Source organism: Jannaschia seohaensis, assembly GCF_900116765.1.
Lineage (GTDB): Bacteria > Pseudomonadota > Alphaproteobacteria > Rhodobacterales > Rhodobacteraceae > Jannaschia > Jannaschia seohaensis.
On the sequence record NZ_UETC01000020.1, the window covers coordinates 1 to 21,492 of the forward strand.

Annotated in this window: 18 protein-coding genes and 3 pseudogenes; 11 read left to right on the forward strand and 10 right to left on the reverse strand. The window is 67.9% G+C overall.

Going from position 1 to position 21,492, the window contains the following annotated elements:
- The 3 genes and pseudogenes from DTQ71_RS21520 to DTQ71_RS21530 all read right to left on the reverse strand — a co-directional run.
- A pseudogene (locus DTQ71_RS21520) lies at positions 1-83 on the reverse strand (IS5/IS1182 family transposase); the annotation flags it as partial.
- Positions 84-418: 335 nt separating this feature from the next.
- Positions 419-1,477, reverse strand: coding sequence for an IS110 family RNA-guided transposase (locus DTQ71_RS21525; protein ID WP_109566359.1), 1,059 nt, complete (start codon positions 1,475-1,477; stop codon positions 419-421).
- 105 nt (positions 1,478-1,582) lie between these two features.
- Positions 1,583-1,702, reverse strand: a pseudogene (locus DTQ71_RS21530) (IS5/IS1182 family transposase); the annotation flags it as partial.
- A 336-nt stretch (positions 1,703-2,038) separates the two neighbouring features.
- Between DTQ71_RS21530 and DTQ71_RS21535 the strand changes: the two are divergent.
- The 9 genes from DTQ71_RS21535 to DTQ71_RS21575 all read left to right on the forward strand — a co-directional run bounded on the left by DTQ71_RS21535 (position 2,039) and on the right by DTQ71_RS21575 (position 12,164).
- On the forward strand, positions 2,039-2,818 hold the full coding sequence (locus tag DTQ71_RS21535) for an SDR family oxidoreductase (RefSeq protein ID WP_109566392.1): 780 nt from the start codon (positions 2,039-2,041) through the stop codon (positions 2,816-2,818).
- A 95-nt stretch (positions 2,819-2,913) separates the two neighbouring features.
- Positions 2,914-3,858 carry a dihydrodipicolinate synthase family protein gene (locus DTQ71_RS21540; RefSeq protein ID WP_109566360.1) on the forward strand — a complete coding sequence of 315 codons (945 nt, stop codon included), beginning with the start codon at positions 2,914-2,916 and terminating at the stop codon, positions 3,856-3,858.
- 3 nt (positions 3,859-3,861) lie between these two features.
- A complete protein-coding gene (locus DTQ71_RS21545) occupies positions 3,862-5,097 on the forward strand; it encodes a D-amino acid dehydrogenase (protein ID WP_109566361.1) in 1,236 nt (411 codons plus the stop codon).
- A 223-nt stretch (positions 5,098-5,320) separates the two neighbouring features.
- On the forward strand, positions 5,321-6,805 hold the full coding sequence (locus DTQ71_RS21550) for an ABC transporter substrate-binding protein (RefSeq protein WP_211317173.1): 1,485 nt from the start codon (positions 5,321-5,323) through the stop codon (positions 6,803-6,805).
- 19 nt (positions 6,806-6,824) lie between these two features.
- On the forward strand, positions 6,825-7,751 hold the full coding sequence (locus DTQ71_RS21555; RefSeq protein WP_109566362.1) for an ABC transporter permease: 927 nt from the start codon (positions 6,825-6,827) through the stop codon (positions 7,749-7,751).
- Between the two features lie 5 nt (positions 7,752-7,756).
- On the forward strand, positions 7,757-8,698 hold the full coding sequence (locus DTQ71_RS21560; RefSeq protein ID WP_109566363.1) for an ABC transporter permease: 942 nt from the start codon (positions 7,757-7,759) through the stop codon (positions 8,696-8,698).
- Positions 8,695-10,569 (forward strand): ABC transporter ATP-binding protein, encoded by a 1,875-nt coding sequence (locus tag DTQ71_RS21565; RefSeq protein WP_211317174.1) that lies wholly within the window; start codon positions 8,695-8,697, stop codon positions 10,567-10,569. Before DTQ71_RS21560 ends, DTQ71_RS21565 begins: the two co-directional genes overlap by 4 nt.
- Before the next feature lie 4 nt (positions 10,570-10,573).
- The gene (locus DTQ71_RS21570; RefSeq protein ID WP_109566365.1) at positions 10,574-11,335 is read left to right on the forward strand and encodes a sulfite exporter TauE/SafE family protein; all 762 of its coding nucleotides are present in this window, start codon (positions 10,574-10,576) and stop codon (positions 11,333-11,335) included.
- A 127-nt stretch (positions 11,336-11,462) separates the two neighbouring features.
- Complete coding sequence (locus DTQ71_RS21575; protein ID WP_109566366.1) at positions 11,463-12,164, forward strand: SDR family oxidoreductase; 702 nt, start codon at positions 11,463-11,465, stop codon at positions 12,162-12,164.
- 847 nt (positions 12,165-13,011) lie between these two features.
- On the opposite strand, the gene DTQ71_RS21580 is transcribed toward DTQ71_RS21575, so the two are convergent.
- Positions 13,012-14,430: an NAD(P)-binding domain-containing protein gene (locus DTQ71_RS21580; RefSeq protein WP_109566367.1), complete on the reverse strand. Its 1,419-nt coding sequence runs from the start codon at positions 14,428-14,430 to the stop codon at positions 13,012-13,014.
- Between DTQ71_RS21580 and DTQ71_RS21585 the strand changes: the two genes are divergently transcribed.
- A complete protein-coding gene (locus tag DTQ71_RS21585) occupies positions 14,429-15,409 on the forward strand; it encodes an NAD-dependent epimerase/dehydratase family protein (protein ID WP_109566368.1) in 981 nt (326 codons plus the stop codon). The two genes, DTQ71_RS21580 and DTQ71_RS21585, sit on opposite strands and share 2 nt — an antisense overlap.
- On the opposite strand, the gene DTQ71_RS21590 is transcribed toward DTQ71_RS21585, so the two are convergent.
- Genes DTQ71_RS21590 through DTQ71_RS21600 form a run of 3 tightly spaced genes read right to left on the reverse strand, consistent with a single transcriptional unit; the run spans position 15,406 to position 18,262 of the window.
- Complete coding sequence (locus DTQ71_RS21590) at positions 15,406-16,722, reverse strand: TRAP transporter large permease (protein WP_109566369.1); 1,317 nt, start codon at positions 16,720-16,722, stop codon at positions 15,406-15,408. The two genes, DTQ71_RS21585 and DTQ71_RS21590, sit on opposite strands and share 4 nt — an antisense overlap.
- Positions 16,719-17,240: a TRAP transporter small permease gene (locus DTQ71_RS21595; protein ID WP_109566370.1), complete on the reverse strand. Its 522-nt coding sequence runs from the start codon at positions 17,238-17,240 to the stop codon at positions 16,719-16,721. Before DTQ71_RS21595 ends, DTQ71_RS21590 begins: the two co-directional genes overlap by 4 nt.
- Complete coding sequence (locus tag DTQ71_RS21600) at positions 17,237-18,262, reverse strand: TRAP transporter substrate-binding protein (RefSeq protein ID WP_109566371.1); 1,026 nt, start codon at positions 18,260-18,262, stop codon at positions 17,237-17,239. The genes DTQ71_RS21595 and DTQ71_RS21600 overlap by 4 nt, the downstream gene beginning before the upstream one ends.
- A 234-nt stretch (positions 18,263-18,496) precedes the next feature.
- Between DTQ71_RS21600 and DTQ71_RS21605 the strand changes: the two genes are divergently transcribed.
- Positions 18,497-19,219: an SDR family oxidoreductase gene (locus DTQ71_RS21605; protein WP_211317175.1), complete on the forward strand. Its 723-nt coding sequence runs from the start codon at positions 18,497-18,499 to the stop codon at positions 19,217-19,219.
- A gap of 194 nt (positions 19,220-19,413) precedes the next feature.
- On the opposite strand, the pseudogene DTQ71_RS24465 reads toward DTQ71_RS21605, so the two are convergent.
- The 3 genes and pseudogenes from DTQ71_RS24465 to DTQ71_RS21620 all read right to left on the reverse strand — a co-directional run.
- Positions 19,414-19,720 (reverse strand): annotated as a pseudogene (locus DTQ71_RS24465) (integrase core domain-containing protein); the annotation flags it as partial.
- 178 nt (positions 19,721-19,898) lie between these two features.
- Positions 19,899-20,141, reverse strand: a complete 243-nt coding sequence (locus DTQ71_RS21615) for a hypothetical protein (protein WP_146204915.1) — start codon at positions 20,139-20,141, stop codon at positions 19,899-19,901.
- A gap of 358 nt (positions 20,142-20,499) precedes the next feature.
- Complete coding sequence (locus tag DTQ71_RS21620; RefSeq protein WP_109566374.1) at positions 20,500-21,465, reverse strand: NAD(P)-dependent oxidoreductase; 966 nt, start codon at positions 21,463-21,465, stop codon at positions 20,500-20,502.
- Between the last annotated feature and the right edge of the window lie 27 nt (positions 21,466-21,492).

Here is a 21,492-nt window from a genome sequence, read left to right on the forward strand (position 1 = left end):
TCGGCCCACCGCCGCCAACGGTTGTAGAGGGTCTTGCGCGGTCCATACTCCTCAGCTGCGTCCACCCACCGGCAGCCCGACTTGCTCGGCCTGGCACTCGGACCATGTATGGATGGCCCCTTGGCAAGCGCTTTGTTCGGCTGGTGGCATCTAGTCGGTCGCGGCCATGTATACGGCGTCCTGTATGCGGCGTGATCTGCTGCGCGCCCTGATGAAGTCCGCTGGGGTGGACGGGTCCCGATCAATGGCCCGCGGTCTGAGCCGCACCGGTTCGAGCTGGGTGTCCCGTCCGCCTGTTCTCCGCCTCGCGCCATCCACTGCCCGGCAGGGCATCGCCGCAGGCGATGTCCCGAGAGGGGCCTCACGTCGCGCCTCACCATCTCGGAGCCGCCAGGCGCGCCCGGCGACGATCCGGTTCTCAGCCGGGCACGGCCCGGTAGCTGCCGCCGCGGGCGATGAGCGCCCAGACGGCGCGGGCCATGCGGGCTGCGAGGGCCACGGCTGCGACCTTCACCGGCTTCCTCGCGAGCATCCGATCGAGCCAGTCGGGCGCGCCCTCCAGCCTGGCGGCGCGCCGTCCGCGCCTTGCGCTGATCCTGGCCATGGCGCCAAGGTAGAGCAGCCGGCGCAGATAGCGGTTTCCCGCCTTGCTGATGCGCCCCAGCCGCTCCTTGCCGCCCGAGGAATGCGCCCGTGGTGTCAGCCCGAGCCACGCCGCATAGTCGCGGGCTGAGCGAAAGGCGGCGACATCCGGCGTCGTGGCCGCGAAGGCCGAGGACGCGATCGGTCCCAGCCCGGGGATCGTGGCGAGCCGCCGGGCGAGCGGGTCCGCCTTCTGGGCGGCGGTGATGCGCGCCGTCGCCGCCTCGATCCGCTCCTCCAAGTCGCCGAGCCGGCCGGCGAGCAGGTCGAGCGCCGGGCGTGCCGCCTCGGGAACGTCCTGCGCGGCTTCGAGCAGCCGGTCGAGGTTGTGGATGCCCTTGGCCACGACGACCCCGAACTCGCCCAGATGCGCACGGATGGCGTTCACCGTCTGCGTCCGCTGCCGGACAAGGAAGTCCCGGGCCTTGTGGTCCAAGAGCGCCGCTTGCCGCTCGGCCGACTTCACCGGAACGAACCGCATCGTCGGGCGGGTGACCGCCTCGCAGATGGCCTCCGCGTCGTTCGTCGGCTGCGTGGCCCCACTGGGGCCACGGTCCGCCTCACCGTCCGTCTTTCCCCGCTTCACATACGCCTTGACGTAGGCCGGCGGCATAAGCCGAACCTGATGGCCGAGAGCGCCAAGCTCCCGTGCCCAGTGATGCGCCCCCGAGCAGGCTTCCATGCCCACCAGGCACGGTCCCAGCCGATCGAAGAACGCCAAGACCTGCGAGCGCCGCAGCTGACGCCGGACGACGACCCGCCCTTCGACGTCCACGCCGTGCACCTGAAAGACGGACTTGGCCAGATCGAGGCCGATGGTGATAGGCTGGCCCATGGATGGCTCCTCTCGGTGGAATGCTACGCAGCTCCCACCTTGGCACACCAGATGCCGTGGGCGGGGCCATCCACACCATCAGTGGCGGGCTCATGCCTCGCCGTGGACGATGCCCGAGATCACCCGCCGATCGTCCACCCGCGCCACGCCCCGGACCTTGTCGGGCAGGTAGGGCCTGAGCCGCTCCATCTGCACCTCGCTCAGCCAGAACAAGTTCTCGGACATGACCATCCCCCCATCCAGGATGGCCGACGTGACTCACCAACAGGCTGACGTCGCTAGACGGTCAATGGGTCCGGAGCCTAGCCTGTAACCTATTTGCAGTGTACGGAGTCACTTTCGTTGGCGCCGTTGCATGAAGCGCCCCGGATCGATGTCCAGGCGGGCGTCACCCTTCACCCTCGACGTTTAGGCCCCTGCCGGCCACTGTCCGACCGACGGGACGAGGACGGAATGCGGTCAGGTCATGGGGTTGCAGTCAGGGGGCCGCCTCGGCATCGTCCGCTCCGGCGGCCGCGCGGGATGGGCTGCCGTGCGGTCGGAAAATGCGGAGTGATCTGGATGGACATGGGGATCAGGGGCAGACGTGCCCTGCTGACGGGCGCGTCTAAGGGAATGGGACGCGCCTGTGCCGAGGCGCTGGCCCGCGAGGGCTGCGCGCTGACGCTCGTGGCACGCGGGGCGGAGACGCTGGAGGCGGCCGCCGCCGAGATCCGCGCCCAAACCGGCGCCGAGATCCGCACGGTCGCCGCCGACATCACCACCGAAGCCGGGCGCGCCGCCGCGCTGGAGGCCTGCCCCGCGCCCGATATCCTCTTGAACAACGCCGCCGGGATGAAGCCCGGCGATTTCCGCGACTGGACCCGCGACACCTGGATCGAGGCGCTCGACCTGATGATGCTCGCGCCGATCGAGATGATCCGGCTGACCTTCGACGGCATGACGGAGCGCGGCTTCGGCCGGATCGTCAACATCGCCTCGCGCGGGGTGAAGCTGCCGCAATCGGAGTTGGGGCTGTCGAACGGGGCGCGCACCGGGCTTGTGGGGTTCTGCGCGGGCCTCGCCCGCGAGGGCGTCGCCCGCAACGTCACGATCAACACGATCCTGCCGGGCATCGTCGCCAGCGACGGCCAGCGGACCCATGTCCGCGCCCTGGCCGAGCGCACCGGCCGCAGCTTCGACGACATCTGGGCGGAGCGCGCGGCCTCCTCGCCGGCGAAACGCTACGGAGAGCCGGTCGAGATCGGGGCGCTCTTCGCCTTTCTCGCCTCCGCCCATTCGGGGCTGATGACGGGGCAATCGATCCTGATGGATGGCGGGGACTATCCCGGCACGCTCTGACCGGCCCTCGCGCGACGCGTCGAAATCTGTTACCTGACCATGCGTCACTCACCCGCCCGTGTCTTCGACGGGCCAGCCAGAAAAGGATCTTCGCCATGGCTCATCAAAAGCCCACCGGCTCCTTCGTGGCGCTCATCACGCCGATGAACGCGGACGGGTCCATCGACTACGAGGGCTTTCGGACCCTGATCGACTGGCACGCGGAGAACGGAACTTCGGCGCTGCTGATCATGGGCTCCACCGGAGAGGTCTCGATGCTGACCCCCGAGGAGCGGCAGGAGATCGTGCGCCGGACGCTCGCCATGCGCCGCCCGGGCATGACGATGTGGTATGGCTGCACCGGCAACAACACGGACGCGACCATCGCGCAGGTGCGGTTCGCCGCCGCCGAAGGGGCGGATGGCGCGATCGTCGCCGCGCCCTCGTATATCTGCGCCGACAACGACGCGATCGAGGCTTACATGGCCGAGGTGCTCGACAGCGCCGACCTGGCCATGGGCTTCTACAACAACCCGCCCCGGGTGAAGACCGATCTGCACTGGTCCAACCTGCTGCGTCTGGCCGAACATCCCAACATGGTCGTCCTCAAGGAGAGCACGACTCGCGTCGGGCAGGTCGCGCAGGTCTGCGCCGCGCAACCGGACATGTCGATCATGTGCTGCTGTTCGCCCAATCTCGGACTCGTGGTGCCGACGATGGCGCTGGGCGGTCATGGCACGGCGAACATGACCGGCAACCTGATCCCGCGCGAAATGGCCGTCATCTCGACGCCTTGGAAGACCGGAGAAGACGCCTTCGCCTGCCGCGCGGCCTGGCTCGAAAACCTGCCGGTCCTGCATTTCGCCTATTCCGCGATCAACCCCGTGGCGGTGAAGACGCTGATGCGTGCCATGGGCATGCCCGCCGGTCCGCTGCGGCGCCCCTTGCAGCCGCTGGCCCAGCCCGCGGTCGCCGAGGCGCTGGAGATGATGTCGCGCCTCGGGCTCGACAAGCGTTACGGGTTCCGCACCGGGGCCACGGCGCTGACCGCCGCGGAGTAGGTCTTGGCCATCATCGTCGTGGGCGCGGGAGTCGTCGGACTGTCGACGGCCTATGCGCTGCATTCCGACGGACAGGACGTTGCCGTCGTCGACCGGCTGTCCGGGCCAGGGCTGGGGACGAGCTTTGCCAATGCGGGAGGGCTCTGCCCCTCCTTCGCGGGCCCCTGGGCCGCGCCGGGCATGATCGGCAAGGCCGTGCGGTGGCTGGCGCAGCCCTCCGCGCCGCTCAAGATCCGGCCCCGGCTCGACCCGGCGCAATGGCGATGGCTCTGGCAGTTCGCCCAGGCCTGCAAGCCCAGCCCCTTCGAAGCCAACAAACGCGCCATGCAGGCCATCGCCCATTACAGCCATGCCTGCCTGCGAGAGATCGTGGAGGAAACCGGGCTGCGCTTCGACCGGGGCGAGGGGGGAATCCTTCAGACGTTCCGTAGCCCCGACAGCCTTGCCGGCGGTCGGCGCGCGGCCGAAGTGCTGTCCGAGATGGGGATCGCCCACCGCCTGCTGGACCCGGAGGAGATCGCGCAGATCGAACCGGCGCTCGCGCGGACGGACCTGTCCTTCACCGGCGCGCTGCATTTCCCCGACGATGGGACCGGCGACGCCCAGGCCTATTGCCGGGCCATGGCCGCATGGCTGGAGGATCGGGGCGTGTCCTTCCGGTACGGAACCGAAATCACCGGGCTTCGGCAGGCGAATGGCCGGCTCACCGGCCTGCGCACGCCCGACGGGGAGATCGCGGCCGATGCCGTGGTGCTGGCGGGCGGGCCGTGGATCCCGGCCCTCGTGCCCGAGATCCCCGTCTATCCGGTCAAGGGCTATTCGCTGACCTGGCCTGGGATCGCGGAGGGGGCCGGGCCGCGCTCCTCGATCATGGACGAGGACAGCAAGATCATGTTCACCCGCCTGGGCGACCGGCTGCGGGTCGGCGGCATGGCGGAGCTCGACGGCTTCTCGACGCGCTTGCCGAAGGCGCAGCTTGCCGGGATGACCGACATCACGCACAGGTTCTTCCCCGAGGCGGCCGCCAGCGCGCCCGAGCCCTGGACCGGCCACCGCCCGATGACGCCGGACGGCCGCCCCCGGATCGGGCCCAGCGCGCGCGTCGAGGGGCTGTGGATCAACGCCGGTCACGGCTCCAATGGGTGGACGCAGGCCGCCGGCGCGGGCCGGCTGATGGCCGACCTGATCGCCGGGCACGCACCCGCCATTGACCCCGCGCCTTATCGGCCTGTCGGGTGACCTCGGACCGCGGGCAGTGGTTCAATGGGCGATCCGCCGCGGCGAGTGCCGAAGAATCCGGCACTGCGCGTCGGTAGCGACGCGGCATCCCGGAAACCGGCCCTGGCCGGACAGCCAATGTTCATTGGACTTGATCGTTCGTGACAAACACAGTCATGTGGGCCCGCGGCAAACCGGTCCCTAGGGAACGAGAAAAGACCGCGAAAGATCAGGGAGACGATCCGTGCCGACACGACTGACCGAGACCGCAGGGGCCGCGCTCCTGTCCGCCACCCTTGTGCTGATGCCTGTCTGCGCACTTGCCGACGCGATCACCATCGTGCTCGGGGCCGAGCCGACGACGCTCGACCCGCACGCGGCCGATGACGGGGCCGAAAAGGCCGTGAACGACAACGTCTTCGAGACGCTGATGGCACGGGATGTCGACGGCAACCTCGTCCCCGGCCTCGCGACCGGCGAGCCGGTTCAGATCGACGAGACCACCTGGGAATTCACGATTCCCGCCGGGCTCACCTTCCATAACGGGGAGCCTCTGGACGCCGCCGCCATCGTCCATTCGGTCGAGCGGATGATCGACCCCGACCTCAATTCCGAACAGCTGAGCTATTTCTCGACGCTGGCGGGCGCCGAGGCCGTGGACGCCACCACCGTGCGCATCCTGACGGACGGGCCGGATCCGATCCTGCCCGCGCGGATGTACTATTTCATGATCGTCCCGCCCGTGGCCTCCGAGGCCGAAGACTTCGCCTCCAACCCCGTGGGCTCCGGCCCCTATGAGTTCGTCAGCTGGGACCGTGGCAACGAGATCGTGCTGGCGGCCGATCCCGACTGGCGCGGCGAAGCCCCCGACGTGACCGAGGTCACCTACCGCTTCATCGAGGAAAGCGGCACGCGCATGGCCGCCCTGATGGCCGGTGAGGTCGACCTGATCACCAACCTGCTGCCCGAATTCACCGACCAGGTGCCCGCCTCCGCCTCGATGCGCGGGCTCGAGCACCCCACCGTGATCCTGAACACCAATGGCGGGATCACCGCCGACAAGCGCGTGCGGCAGGCCCTGAACCTCGCCGTCGATAAGGAGGCGCTGGCTTCGGCCCTGTTCGAGGGGCAGGCACAGGTCGAGCAGGGGCAACTTCTGGGCACCACCTATTTCGGCTTCAACGAGGAGGTCGGCCCCTACCCCTACGACCCCGAGCGCGCCAAAGCGCTGCTGGAGGAGGCAGGCGCCGCCGGCGGCGACATCACCCTCGTGGGCACGTCGGGCCGCTGGCTGAAGGACCGCGAGGTCACTGAGGTCGTCGCGGGCTACTGGTCGGCCGTGGGCCTCAATGTCGACGTGCAGATCTTCGAGTTCGACGAATACCTTCAGCGGCTCTTCGACAAGGAGAACCGGGCCGATGCGATCTTCGTCGTCTCCGGCAACGAGCTTCTGGATGCGGACCGGTCCTTCTCGGCCTATTACGCGCCCTCAGGCTTCGGCTCCTCCAACAGCTTCGAGGAACTGGAGACCTGGATCACCCAGGCCCGCTCCGAGACCGACCCCGAGGCGCGTCAGGCGCTCTATGAACAGGCCGTTGAGTTCGCGCATGAGGAGGCGATCCTGACCTTCCTTCTGAACATCAACAACGTCTACGGCCTTTCCGAGCGGCTGGACTGGCAGCCCCGGGTGGACGGCAAAATGTTCGTCTCCACCATGACCGTGGATTGAGCCGACAGAAGACGACCGGATGGGCCGCTATATCCTCGCGAAACTCTGGCAGGGCGTCATCGTCGTCCTGTCGGTCGTCGTGGTCGTCTTCATCCTCACCCGGCTGGTCGGCGATCCGGTCCGGGTGATGCTCCCGCTTGAGGCCACCCAGGAACAGCGCGACCAGTTCGAGGCGCAGCTGGGCCTCGACCGGCCCATCGGCGTGCAGTTCGTCGATTACGTCAGCGACGTCGCGGTGCTCGATTTCGGCGAGAGCCTCTGGCAGCGGCGCCCGGTCATGGAGATCATCGTGGAACGGGCGCCCGCGACGCTGCTTCTGACCTTCGCGGCGATCGGGCTGGCCGTCGCGCTGGCAGTGCCACTGGGCGTCGTCGCGGCCCTCAGGCCCGAGGGGGTGGTCGACAGGATCGTGGTCTTAATCAGCCTGATCGGCCTCTCCATTCCACAGTTCTGGCTAGGCCTGTTGTTCATCGTGTTCTTCGCCCTGACGCTGGGCTGGCTGCCGACCTCCGGCTCCGGCACGCCCGCGCATATCATCCTGCCCGCGCTGACACTGGCGATCCCGGCGATGACGCGGCTGGTGATGGTCGTGCGCTCGACCATGATCGACGAGTTGAACGCCCAGTATGTCCGCGTGCTGCGGGTCAAGGGCCTCAGCCCGTGGCGGGTGATCGCGGTCCACGCGCTCAAGAACTCGGCGGTGCCGATCGTCACCCTCGCGGGGTGGGAGCTGATCCGCGCGCTGTCCGGCTATACCGTCGTGGTCGAGAGCGTCTTCGCCTGGCCCGGGCTGGGCCTGACGGCGATCCAGGCGATCGAACGTCAGGATCTGATTCTGTTGCAGGCCATCGTCTTCCTGACCGCGATCATGGTCGTGGCGCTGAACCTGCTGCTCGACATCCTTGCCAAGGCGTTCGATCCCCGGATCGACCTGCGTGCCTCGTGACGGCCATGGAGGGCAGTGACGTGACCTCGGTCGAAACGTCGCCCGGCGCAACGGCGGGCCAGACGACCCCGGGCCTGTGGGCGGATCTCAGAGGCGACGGCACGGCCATGACCGGCGTCGTCTTTCTCGTCCTGCTGCTGCTGGTGGCGATCTTCGCCCCCCTGATCGCACCCCACGACCCCGAGGCGCAGAACATCATCGCGCGGCTCAAGCCGCCCGCCTGGATGGATCGCGGCGACTGGGCCCATGTGCTGGGCACCGACCATCTGGGCCGGGACGTGCTGTCGCGGCTCATCCACGGCTCGCGCATCTCGCTGATCGTGGGCGCGGCGACCGTGGCGCTCGCCGGCGGCTTCGGGGTGCTGATGGGGCTGACCGCGGGCTATGTCGGTGGGCGCACCGACAACTGGATCAGCGCGGTCATCGACACGCAGGTGGCCTTTCCCGGTCTGCTTCTGGCGCTGATGATCCTCGCCGTCGTTGGTCCGTCGACGATGACGGTCATCGTCGTGCTCGCGCTAAACGGCTGGATGGTTTACGCGCGGGTCACCCGTGGCGTGGTCCTGTCGCTCAAGCATACCGCTTTCGTCGAGGCGGCCGGGTTGCTCGGCTGTTCCACCTGGCGGGTGATGCTGCGGCATCTGCTGCCCAACCTCTCGGCGCCGCTGCTGACGCTCGCCACCCTTGAATTCGCCCGGATCGTGCTGGCCGAGGCGGCGCTCTCGTTCCTCGGGCTGGGGGTGCAGCCGCCCGCCACCTCCTGGGGGCTCGATGTGGCGCAGGGCAAGGAGTACATGTTCCGCGCCTGGTGGCTCGTGACCTTCCCGGGGCTCGCCATCGCGCTGACGGTTCTGGCGATCAACCTCATCGCAACATGGCTGCGCGTCACCTCCGATCCGCTGGAGCGGGAGAAGCGCTTCGCTCGGCGCGCCCGGCCCGCCCGATGAGCGCGCCGCTGCTGGAGGTCGACGGGCTGGAGGTGGAGTTCCTCACCCGCCGCGGCACGGTCCATGCGGTGCGAGGGATCTCGTTCGACCTCGGCCCCGCGACGACGATGGGCCTCGTGGGGGAATCCGGCTGCGGCAAGTCCGTGACCGCGATGGCACTGATGGGGCTGGTGGACCTGCCGGGCCGGCTCAAGGCGGGGCGGGTGCGCTGGAAGGGCCGCGACATCCTGAACACCGAGGGCGACCCCGCGACCGAGGCTTATCGCCGCGAGGTCTGCGGCCGCGATATCGCGATGATCTTCCAGGATCCGATGACCAGCCTCGACCCGCTCTTCACCATCGGCGCCCAGATCGCCGAGGTATTGGAACGGCACCGGGGGATGAGCGCGAACGCGGCCCGCACGCGCGCCACGGAATTGCTGGACCTCGTGCAGATTCCGCATCCCGAGGACCGCGTGGACCAATATCCGCACGAGTTTTCGGGCGGGATGCGCCAGCGCGCGCTGATCGCCATGGCGCTGGCGGCGGAACCCGACCTGCTGATCGCGGACGAGCCGACGACCGCGCTGGACGTCACCGTGCAAGCGGGGATCCTCGACCTTCTGGCGGACCTTCAGGCCCGGCTGGGGCTGTCCATTCTGATGATCACCCACGATCTCGGCGTCGTCGCCCGGCTCTGTCAGCGCGTCGCGGTCATGTATGCGGGCGAGATCGCCGAGGAGGGGGCGGCGTCCCGCCTGCTGCACGCGCCGGAGCACCCCTACAGCGCCGGTCTGCTTGCCGCGACGCCGCGCCTGATGGAGAGCGGCGACCGGTTGAGCACCATCGAGGGCCAGCCCCCCGACCTCCGTCTGCCCCGGACCGCCTGCGCCTTCCGGCCCCGTTGCGCCAACGCGGTCGCCGCCTGCGCCCAGGCGCCAGACCTGCGCCCCCTGCCCGACGGCGCCGGCCGTCTGGCCTGCCACAACCCGATGCGCGCCGCACCTCGTGCCGAGCCCCGGCCCACCGCGACCGCGACCGCGGCGCCAGCCCGCACCCAGTCACCCGACGCCGTCCAGCCGCTGGTGCGGGTCGAGGACCTGACCGTGACATTTCCCGTCGGCAAGCAGCGGCTGTTCGGACCGGCCCGAACGATGACGGCCGTCGATGGTGTCAGCTTTGAGATCTACCCCGGAGAGACGCTGGGTCTCGTTGGGGAAAGCGGCTCGGGCAAGACCACGACGGGCCGGGCCCTGCTGCGCGCCGCGCCGATCAGCAGCGGTCGGGTCACCTTCGACGGGCAGGATGTCGGCGCACAGGACGCCCGGGCACTCCGCCGCCTGCGGCGCGACATGCAGCTGATTTTCCAGGACCCCTATTCCAGCCTCAACCCGCGCATGACGATCGCCCAGATCGTCGGCGAACCGCTGATCGTCCACGGGCTGGAACGCGACCCCGCCCGCCTGAGGGCTCGGGTCGAGGACTTGCTGGGACTCGTCGGCCTTCCGGCGGATGCCGCCGACCGTCACCCCCACGCCTTCTCCGGCGGACAGCGGCAGCGGGTCGGCATCGCGCGCGCCCTCACTCTGGAGCCACGTCTCATCATCGCCGATGAACCCGTCTCGGCGCTCGACGTGTCGATCCGGGCGCAGGTGGTCAATCTCATGCAGGATCTCCAGGCGCGGCTCGGACTGACCTACCTTTTCATCGCGCACGATCTTGCGGTGGTGCGCCACATCGCGGATCGGGTGGCGATCATGCAGAAAGGCCGCATCGTCGAAATCGGCCCCGTGGAGCAGGTCTATTTCGACCCGCAGCATCCCTATACCCGCTCCCTGCTCGCCTCCGTGCCCGAGATCGACGACAGTCCCGGCGCCCTGACCGGGACCTGAGCCCATGGACGCGGCTGTCGCGGCCCTTTCCGGCGCCGTCGCATCTCCTGGCATCTACCTTCTGACATTCGCCACGATCATGGCCGCGGGTGTCGTGCAGTCCTCCGCCGGGATCGGGTTCGGCCTGGTGGCGGCGCCCGCACTCATGTTCCTGAACCCGGCCCTGGTGCCAGGAGGCGTGATCTTTCTCGGCATCCTGGTGAGCGCCCTGTCGTCACTCCGCGACCTGCGCCATGTTCAGAGGCGCTATGTCGTGGCGGGGCTGGCGGGCCGCGCCCCGGCGGCCTTGCTCGCGGCCTTCTTCGTGGCCGGCGCCTCCGCCGCGACCTTCGAGGCGCTCTTCGCGCTGTCGATCCTGCTGGCGGTCGGATTGTCTGTCCTGGCCCCCCGATTCCGGCCGACGGTGCCGCGGGTCGCCGCGGCGGGGATCGTGTCGGGCCTGATGGGGACGCTCACCGGGGTAGGCGCGCCGCCCTTCGCGATCGCATTGCAGAACGCGCCGAGCGGCGAGCTGCGGGCGACGATGAACGCCGTCCTGATGTTCGGAGCCATCCTTTCGATCGCCGCGCTGGCCGCGTTCGGCGCTTTCGGCTGGGCCGACATCCTGCGCGGACTGAGCCTGATCCCGGCGGCGCTGGCCGGCTTCTGGCTTGCGCGCTTCGTGATCCGCGATCCGCGCGCCGCCGCCTGGCTGCGCCCGGCGATCCTGACGCTCTGCGTCGCGTCGAGCGTGGCGCTGCTGCTGCGCGCGGGGCTCCTCCGGTGACCCGAACCTCGCGCGACGACGATGCCGCACCAAAGAGGATGCAGGCCGCTCGGACGGCCCGTATTCAGATATCGCGGGGCGCCGGGCGCGGCCCGGAGGGAAAGAGACACCCAAAGGAGACAGGACCATGACCGACAAAGTATGCCTGATCGTCGGCGGAGGCCGCGGGATGGGCGCGGCCGCAGCGCGGGAGATGCATGCGCGGGGCTACAAGCTGGTGCTCATGTCCCCGTCCGAGAGCTGTGAGGCGCTGGCCGAGGAGTTGGGCGGCATCGCCCGCCGAGGCGACGCGCAGGTGGCCGAAGACACCAAGGCAATCGTCGACGCCGCCATGTCGACCTACGGCCGGATCGACTCCTGCCTGATCCATGTCGGCGGCCCGCCCAAAGGCGATCTCTTGGAGATTCCCGAAGAGGACTGGGACCGCGCACATGAGATGGTGTTGAAGCCGGTGATCCGTCTGGCCAAGCTCCTGACCCCGGTGATGGAGGCCCAGGGCGGCGGGTCCATCGTCGCGATCACCACGTTCTCGGCCTTCGAGCCGTCGCTGACCTTCCCGACCTCCAGCGTCTACCGCGTCGGCGTCTCCAGCTTCGCCAAGCTCTATTCGGACCGGTACGGCCCCGCCAATATCCGCATGAACTGCCTGCTGCCCGGCTTTACCGACAGCCTCGCCCTGCCACAGAAATTCGCGGATATGTCCGCCCTCGGGCGTCTCGCGCGGGCGGAGGAACAGGGCAAGGCGGCGGCTTTCCTGCTGACCGACGACTCGAGCTACATCACAGGGCAGTCCCTGAGGGTCGATGGCGGGGTCACCCGTCACATGTAACCGCTGAGGACCGGGGCGCCGGCGCTTGAATCGAGGCGGCGGCCCCCGCCCCCGCCTCCGCCCCCAAGCGCATTCCCTTCACGAATGCCGAGACCGTCCTCGATGCGATCCGCCACGATGCGATGCATTGCATCCGCTTCCGGCTGTGGCCGCCCCAAGCTGGAACAGCTTTCCGACGCGCGCGACCAGGATCCATGGGCCTGCGCTCCGCCTCGACGGACCGGGAGGTGCTGTCCGCTCAAACACCGCAGGCGGTGGTCGCCGTCCTGCACGTCATCCGTGCTGATCTGGCGGCAGGTCTACGGATGACGGCCGCTGGACGGTCGCCTTGCAGTCCCGGTCGAGCGGGACGTCGATCCAAGTCTCTGGGTCGCGCCTCGGGCCCGTATGCCAGCCTCCCCCTGTCCGAGGTCGAAACTGGTTCAAAGGCCTTCGCCGCGACCGCCAGCCAAAGGTCATGTGTCCAGAGCCTGGGTTCAAAGCCGAAGATGCCAGACGATGGCCGGTTGTCTCATGACGCAAGCAGAGCGCGCCTGTCCCCGCCCAGACTTGTTCAGGTCCGCAGAGCTTCTGAGCCAGGGCCTGTTAGACACCCCATCGGGACCGACGGCGCGATCTATGGCGCGCCGAACGGTTCCGCCGGTCTTGCCGTAAGGCGTAGCGATAGCGCGCCATTTCTTGAGGCGCGTCCACAGGCTCCCGACCCTGAGGCGTCGGGCGTATCGGGCGCCCTCAAGGCCGGGGGCGTTGCGGATCTTGTGCCAAGTGAAGGCAACTCCTCTCGGTGCCATATTCCGCGAGCCAAGCTCCAGACCACGCAATGGCGCGGCGTTGATGGGTCTGGGGATCAGAATTCGGGGGTCTCATAGGCCAGGAGATCCGCAAGATGCGCCTCGGCCCCTTCGGCGAAGAGCGCAGCACTGATACCGCCGACCAGCCGGCTTGGGCCGAATTTCAGGGCGTTGATCGAGGATCCCGACGGGCCGAAGCTCATTGTAGATCCGAATGAAAAGACCCGAATGCGCGCCAGGGCCGCCGCGTCAGCGGGGGCGCGGGCCTGCAATTCGAAACTGCTTCCGAGAAACGGATAGGCCGCAAGGCGCGGCTCCTCGCGTGCAGGTGGAAACCGGTCGCCCCAGGTCGCTATGCGCGGTGCGATGTCTGCCAGTTCCGGCCTGTGCTCCGCACCAATCGCGAGGCCGGTGCCACAGATCACATGGTCGCACGCGAAGGGACCTTTGGCCGTCTCGATACGCACGCGCCCCCCTTCGGCACGCGCGGCGGTCCACCCCGCTCCGGTGTGGAGCACCGCGTTCGGATGCGCCATGACCCGGTCCCAGGTCTCTTTCGGAAAGGCTTCGCGGATCGTCAGCAGATGACGCAGGAAGCGCCAGCGCATGTCGACCGGCAAATCGCCCATATGGCGCAGGAAGCCGGAATAGGAGATCTGCTTGAAGGGCTGCACCCGCTGCAACGCATCGCGCCGAACGAAGATATGCACCGCCTCGGCGCCGGCTACGAGCGCGGCGGCGGCGTTGTCGAAGGCCGAGGCGCCCGCGCCGAGGACGGCGACGGTCTTGCCCTTGAGCCGTGGGAAGTCGATCCGATCGGCGGTGTGGTTGCGTAACGGTTCCGGAAGGGCCTCCACAAAATCGGGCATCCACCAGCGCCCGAAGCCTTCGATCCCGTTGGCCAGGACGACGTGGCGGGCCTGGAGGGTGCGCGGCTCTGGTCCCGAGACATCGACCTCTACGCGGTCATCGTAGGGTCGGAGCGCCGTGACGGTCGAGCCCGCCTCGACCGGCAGGACGAGCACACGCTCGTACCAGGCGAGATAGTCCGACCACATGGCGTTCGGGATCTTGCCCAACTCGGCCCAGGCTAGCGCTCCGAACTGTGCCTCGAACCAACTCTGGAACGTCAGGGAGGGGATGTCGAGATCCGGCCCGGTCACGAATTTCGGCGATCGCAGGGTCTTCATCCGACCGTAGGTCCTCCAGGGGCCGCGCTGCTCGGGCGGAGCGGAATCCACCAGCAGGATCCTGTCGATCCGCTCGCGCATGAGCTGAAATCCGATGGTCAGCCCGCCCTGGCCCGCACCGACGACGAGGACGTTGAGCATGGGTGAGTCATCGGCGGCAGTCCGCGGCTTGACCCAGTAATCCGGCGGCCAGGAGATCTTTTCGAGATCACTTGCTATCCTGGCTTCCAGCCTGGACAGTCCGGCGTCGGCCTCGGAGCGGCCATCATCCTTGGAGGTCTTCATGCGCATCCTGCTGACTGGAGGCTCTGGGTTCGTCGGTCTCGCCCTGGCTGAGCGATTGGTGGCTGAGACCCACGAGGTCGTTCTCGCAGCATCCGAAAGGCCGCCCGATTGGGCAAGCCGGGCGCTCGGCCAGTCCATCCCGTTCCACAGCATGGACGTGAGAGACATGGCGAGCGTCAAGTCGGCAATGCAGGCGACGCGACCCGATCTGGTGGTGCATGCCGCAGCCGCGACCCCCGATGCAGCCCGAGAGGCGGCGGGCGATGCGGCCGCGATCCTCGACATCAACGCCGGCGGGACGGCGCGCGTGATCGAGAGCGCCGCTTCCCTGGGCGTCCGGCGCGTGATCGCGCTCTCGTCGGTTGCGGTCTACGGGCGCACGCTGGAGGAGTGTGCGGGGCTCGACGAAGAGATGCCGCCGTCCCCCAAGGTTCTCTATGCGATCTCCAAACTGTCCGCCGAGATGCTGGCGTTGCGTCTTGGCGCGGTCCATGGCGTGTCGGTGCTCACCCCTCGCCTCGGCGTTCTCTGGGGACCCTGGGAGCACCGAACCGGTGAACGCGCGACGCCGTCGCCGGTCTATTGCATGGTCGAGGCCGCACGCAGCGGCAGGGATGTCGTCCTGCCCTTCCCGGCCTCGGCACCGCTCTGCGAGGTGAGCGCGGCCCGCGAGATGCTCCTCGCGCTGATCGAGACCGAGACCGCCGAAGGGGTCGTCAATGTCGGGGCCGACCGCTCCGTCGATCTGCTCGAAATGGCGGAACGTGTGGCGCGGGCCTTCGGCGTCAGAGCCGAGATCGACGCGGGCCGGGCCAACGTGCCGTTCTTCGCCGTGAACCGCCCGCCGATGCGCCTGGGCCGCCTCGCTGCGATGACGGGCCGGCGCTTTGACGTCGCCCCGATCGACGAAGCGCTCGACCGGTATTTCGCGTGGCTCGACGGTCTCGATGGCGACGGGGTGCCCTGCCCCCGCCGCTAGCTGACGCCGGTCAGCCAAAGCGTGAGCCCCGGAAATGCGACGAGCAGCGCCATCCGCAGGATGTCGGAAATGCAGAACCCGGCCACGCCGCGATAGGTGGTGCCCATGGGGACATCCTTCGCCATTGCATTGATGACAAAAAGATTCAGTCCGAATGGCGGAGAGATCATTCCCAGTTCGACCGCGATCAGGATCAGGATGCCAAGCCAGATCATCGTTTCCGCCTCGCTCATCCCGAGATCGAGCGCGAGGATCACCGGAATGAAGATGGGAAGCGTCAGGAGCACCATCGCGAGGCTTTCGAGCACGCAGCCGAGCACGATGTAGACGCAGAGGATCAGAACCACGACTGCGAGCGGCGGGACGTCCAGCGCGACGATCTGTGCCGAGAGTTCGGCCGGCATCCGCGTCAGCGCCAGAGCCGAGGAAAACAGCTCTGCTCCGAGAAGGATCAGGAAGATGAAAGCCGTCGTGATGGCCGTGCCGGTGATCGCTTCGCCGAACTCCTTCATGCGGATGGTTCCGCCGATGATGCCCAGAAGCCCGACCGCGACGGCGCCGATAGCCGCGGCCTCGGTGGGCGAGAACCACCCGTTGTAGATGCCTCCCACCACGATGAAGAAGACGAGTGCGGCGGGCCAGACGGTGCGCGTCTCCTGCCAGCGGACCCGCCAGCCGAAGCGCTCGACCGTCGGCGCGGAGGCGGGCGCGAGCTTCACGTAGATCCAGATCACGGCCATGTAGCCGGCGACCGCCATAAGCCCCGGCACGATGGCGGCCACGAAAAGCGCGCCGATGCTCTGTTCGGTATAGAGGGCGTAGATGACCAGGATGACCGACGGCGGGATCAGAATGCCGAGGGTGCCCCCGCCCGCGAGCGTCCCCGTCGTGAGCGCCCCCGAATAGCCGTTCCGGCGCATCTCCGGTCCCGCCACATGGCTCATCGTGGCGGCCGTGGCGATCGAGCTGCCGCAGAGCGCGCCGAAGGCGGCGCATCCGCCGATGGTGGCCATGGCGAGCCCGCCCGGACGGTGGCCGAGATAGGCACGCGCGCAGCGGAAGAGCGCGGCGCTCATGCCGGACTTGGTGGCGAACTCCCCCATCAGCAGAAAGAGCGGGATGATCGACAGGTTATAGTTCGAAAACCGGCTGAAGGTGAGCGTCTTTAGGTTGGCGAGCAAAGGCCCCCAGCCGAGGATCGCGGCGTAGCCGAGGCCGCCGGCGACCAGCATAGCCACGGCAACGGGGACGCGGAGTGCCAGCATCGCAAGCACGCCGCCGAACATCGTGACGCCGATCTCGTAGTTGCTCAAGGCTGGCCCTCTGGGTCGATTGTCCGATGGCCGCGGAGCCGCGCGAGCCGTTCGAGGAGAACGAAAGCCGCGGCGACAACCCAAAGAAGACAGGGCATGAAGGCACCAAGGTATCCCCACCACAAAGGCAGGCGGAGGAACATCGTGGCGCGCTCCCGCTCGAACGCGTCCAGTCCGCCGATCCCCATGCGCCACGTCAGAAGGAATGCCACGACGAGCATCAGCGCGGCCGCCATCACATCCGCACTCTCGCGCAGGACCCTCGGCAACGGATCGGTCAACATCGTGATCGCCACATGGCCGTTCTTGATCTGACACAGCGGAAGAAATGTCGCGATGGACGCGCCGACCACGAGTTCGACCACTTCGCTGTCGCCAAGGACAGGGGCGCCGAACGCATCGGCGATGACGGCCCCGAACGTGAAGAGCGCCGTGGCGCTCAGGGCGATCCCGCCCATGAGCGCCGCGACCGTTGCCGCCGTCTCGAGGCGACGGCGGCCAGTCTCCAGTAGACTCATTCGCGTCCGTATTTGGCGGTGATCTCCTTCAACGCTTCAAACAGCGCCGCCCCATCGTAGCCCCGCGAATCCATTTCCGCGATCCAGGCGTCGTAGGCGGGCTGAACGGCCTCTTTCCACCGCGCGATCTCTTCGTCGGAGAGCGTGATGATCGTGTCGCCGGCATCGATGGTCGCCTGACGCGCGGGCTCGGTTTCGCCGTCCCAGATGACGCCCATGCGCTTGGCGTATTCGACACCCGAGTTCTGATCGATCACCGCCTTGAGGTCGTCGGGCAACGCATCGTAGCTCGCCTGGCTCATCAGCGTCATGAGCATCGACTGATAGAGCGGCACCTCCGTGTGATACTCGGTGACTTCGTAGAACCGGAACGGCTTGGTGATGGCCCAGTTGATGAGCATCCCGTCGACCTGGCCTCGCTCCAGCGCCTCATAGACATCGCCCAACCCCATACCGACGGGCGTCGCGCCGAGACCCTTGACCGCCTCGCCGATGAAGCGCCCGGCAACGCGAAGCTTCAGCCCCTCGAAGTCCTCGAGCGTCTCGATGGGCGTGTCCACCGTATGCACCAGGGAGGCATCCGTCGCATGAACGGAGATGATCTTGATGCCCTCGAACTCGGGCCCGAGATGAGTGGTGATGAACTCCATCGCAGCGGGGCTCATCGACGCGCTGTCGCCCGTGTTCATGAAGGGCAGCTCAAGCCCCTGCGTGCCGGGAAAGCGCCCAGGTGCAAAGCCCGGCAGCGTCCAGATGATGTCGACGATCCCATCCTCCAGTTGCGGCACGAGATCGGCGACCCCGCCGCCGAGCTGAAGCGAGGGGTAGACCTCGACCGCGATGCGCCCGTCGCTGTCGGCCTCGACCTGCTCGGCCCACCGATCAAGATGCTCGGTATGGTCGAGCGACGTCGGCGAACCGAACGAATGGAGCCTGAGCGTCACCTCCTGAGCGGAAACGCCCACAGGTGCGAGGCAAAAAGCCAATGTGACGCCCGCGGCCACCCTCGAGAACGAACGCATTGCCTACCCTCCTGCATTTTCCTAGCGTGACTGTATCGACGTTCGCTGGGCGAGCGAGACAATTCAGCTACGACAACCTGGGTCACGAGAAGCTTTGCCGCAAAAATGTGCATGCCTCGAGGGAGACCCCTTTTTGACGGCTGAACCCGCTGCCTGTTTTCATCCGAAGCCGCCAGAAAGCCCTGATACATGACGACCGACGCCCCGAGCCGAAGCACCCCTCTTGCCGGCCGGGTGGCAGTGATCACCGGCGCAGCCTCGGGGATCGGTCTTGCGACGGCCCGGCTCTTTGAAGAGACGGGCGCGCGTCTCGTGCTCGTCGACCGCTCCTACAGCGCGCACCTGGAGGACACCTTTCCCAGCGCGCTGCGTCTCACGGGAGATGTGGGAAATCCGGCGACGGTTGCAACGCATGCCGCCCAGATCCGCGAGCGGTTCGGCGGCTTCGATATTCTGGTCACGGCAGCAGGATGGTCCGACGGCAAGAGCGTCGCCTCCGGCGACTACGAGAGTTGGAAGGCCGTCCTGAATACCGTTCTCGACGGCACCTATCTCTGGGCGCATCAGGCCGTCGCGGCGATGGAGGGGCGCGGGGGCTCCATCGTCATGGTCGGCTCCCAACTGGCATTGGCGGGCGGGCGCTCGAACGCCGCATATCTTGCCGGAAAAGGCGCGGTCATGAGCTTGGCGCGCACGATGGCGCTCGATCACGCGGAGGCGGGCATCCGCGTCAATGCGGTGATCCCCGGTGCGATCGACACGCCGCTTCTGGCGCGGGCCTTCGCGCGCCAGCCTGATCCTGAGGCGGCCCGTGCCCGCTCAGCCGCGCGCCATGCGATGCAGCGGCTCGGACGCGCAGAGGAGGTGGCCGAGGCAATCCTCTTCCTGGCGGCCGACACATCTTCCTTCACGACCGGGTCCTGCCTGATGGTCGAGGGCGGGTGGCTCGCCGGGTAGAACGCCCAGAGGCCGCGTGGCCATCCGCCACCAGCGTCCTCCCAGTCGCCCCCCTGAAGAAGTGCTCCGCCCTGACGTCTGACCAGCCCCAATCAAGTGGTCTGGGCTTCATCGGAGTGCATGACGGGTTGTAGCGCTCCGGCTGCTCCGCCCCGGACCTTGGACCGCCTTGGTCTGGAGGTTCCGGCCTCTGATCACGAGGGCGGGCTGGCTGATCCGTCGGGCTTATGGATGGCCGCCGGGGCGTTGGACCCAATGGCGCTGTGCCGCCGAACCTCGTTGTCGTCTCTAAGCCAAGCAACCAACGTTTCGCGCCCGTCTGAACCAGTGGGCGTTCAGGCATTCCGCGCGGAGCGTGCTGTTGAACGCCTCGATGAAGCCGTTGTCCGTGGGCTTTCCCGGCCGGGTGAGGTCCGGGACGACGTCGTTCGCATAGGTCCAGAGATCAAGGTCGCGCGAGATGAACTCGGAGCCGTTGTCCACAGGGATCGTCCTCGGATAGGCTCCCCAGCCCCGCCCGGTCTCGCCCTTCGTGATCTTCTCGTGTCGCGCGACGACCGCGTTCATGCCGGTCTCGGTCGCAAGATCGCTCAGGGGCCGATCGCTCCAGATGCCCCGCAGGTGATCGGTCTCGACCGCGTTGCGGTAGGCGTAGGCCGTCGCGGCGCTCTTGCCCTGCTTATCCACCGCCATGAGCCACCCGCAAGGGCGTCCACTGGGTCGGATCGACCAGCGCTTCGCCGTCATCGGGATTGACCGGCGCGCAGCCGGTAGTGTCGGCGTCGTCGTCCTCGGCATTCGACCCGTCCTCAAACCGGGGGTCCCGCACGGCCTGCGCCGCGGCCAGCCCGGCCTCCCACGCCGCCTCCGGGATCTCCGTCCCAATACGCCCCCACCGAAGCGTCTTACCCCACCCACGCATCGTAGCGCACCGAATGCGCAACATGCAGAGACCGCGTGATCTCCGTCGGGTTGGCGCCACCCAAACGAACCGCTTCCAGCGAAACCTCGTTCCAACGGCTGACTGCCCCCTGCCCGCCCCTTCCGGCACTCCTCGCGCACTCAATTCGATCCAAACCGTCCTGCGGGTCAGTTCAGGGCGCATTCTTCAACAAAGTCACGACTTGATCGCAGGGGCGTTCTGGGGCTGCGGCCGCCTCCGACTACCAGCCGGCCCGCGGCGCGGCTCTTGCGGCAGGACGCCGGCAAGTATTGGCTCGCTGAGCCAGTCAGGCGCGCGGGCGCCGCGGGCCAGAGCGCGAGGCCCTGGCGGCCGGACGTCACTCCGCCGCGGCCAGGGGCGAGACCGAACGCGTCACCTCGGCCCCCTCCGCTTCGGGTTCGTCGTCGACCAGGACCAGCGGGAAGCCGTCGGCCAGAACCTGGAGCCCGGTCGCCTGCTCCAGCCGCTCGATGATGCGGTTGGATTGCGCGCGCTCGCCGAACCGCCTCTGACCGTCGCGCATGATCTCGATCAGCAGGGGCGACATTTCGAGCGGCACGCCCCCCTGGTCGGCGAGCTTTTGAAACAGACCGATATCCTTCTGAATCAGGTCCATCGTGAAGTTCACGTCGCGCGAGCCGGACAGGATCAACTGGCTCTCGGTCTCATGCACGAAGGAGGTGCCGGAGCTGATGCGGATCGCCTCGTAGGTGGTCGTGAGATCCAAGCCGGCGGCCTTCATGGTGGTCATCGCCTCGCAGAGCGCGACCAGATGGACGGTGGCGAGATAGTTCGTCATCACCTTCAGCTTGGAGGCCGTGCCCAGATCGCCAGTATGCAGAATGCGGCGGCCAAGATGCTTGAGCAGCGGCATCGCCGCCTCGACAGCGGCTCGCGGCCCGCCCGCGAAGATCGAGATATTGCCGGTATCGGCGCGGTGGCAGCCGCCCGAGACCGGGCACTCGACCGCCGTGCCGCCGGCTTGGGCGACCAGCGCGCCCAGCCGCAGGATCTCATCGGCATCGGTCGTGGACATCTCCATCCAGATCTTGCCTGGCCGGATCTCGGGCAGCATCTCGGCCATAACCGCGGCCGAAGCGGCGGGCGACGGCAGGCAGGTGATGACCACGTCGCACGCACGCATCATCTCGGCCGGGCCGCCCCCCTCGCCCGCGCCCCGCGCCACGAAATCCGCGACCAGAGAAGGGTCGAGGTCGTGGACCCGCAAGTCGATGCCGTTGCGCAGCAGACTGCCCGCGAGCTTGCCGCCGACATTCCCCAACCCGATAAAACCCGTCTTCATGGCGTCCCCTCTGCGTTCATTCCCGAA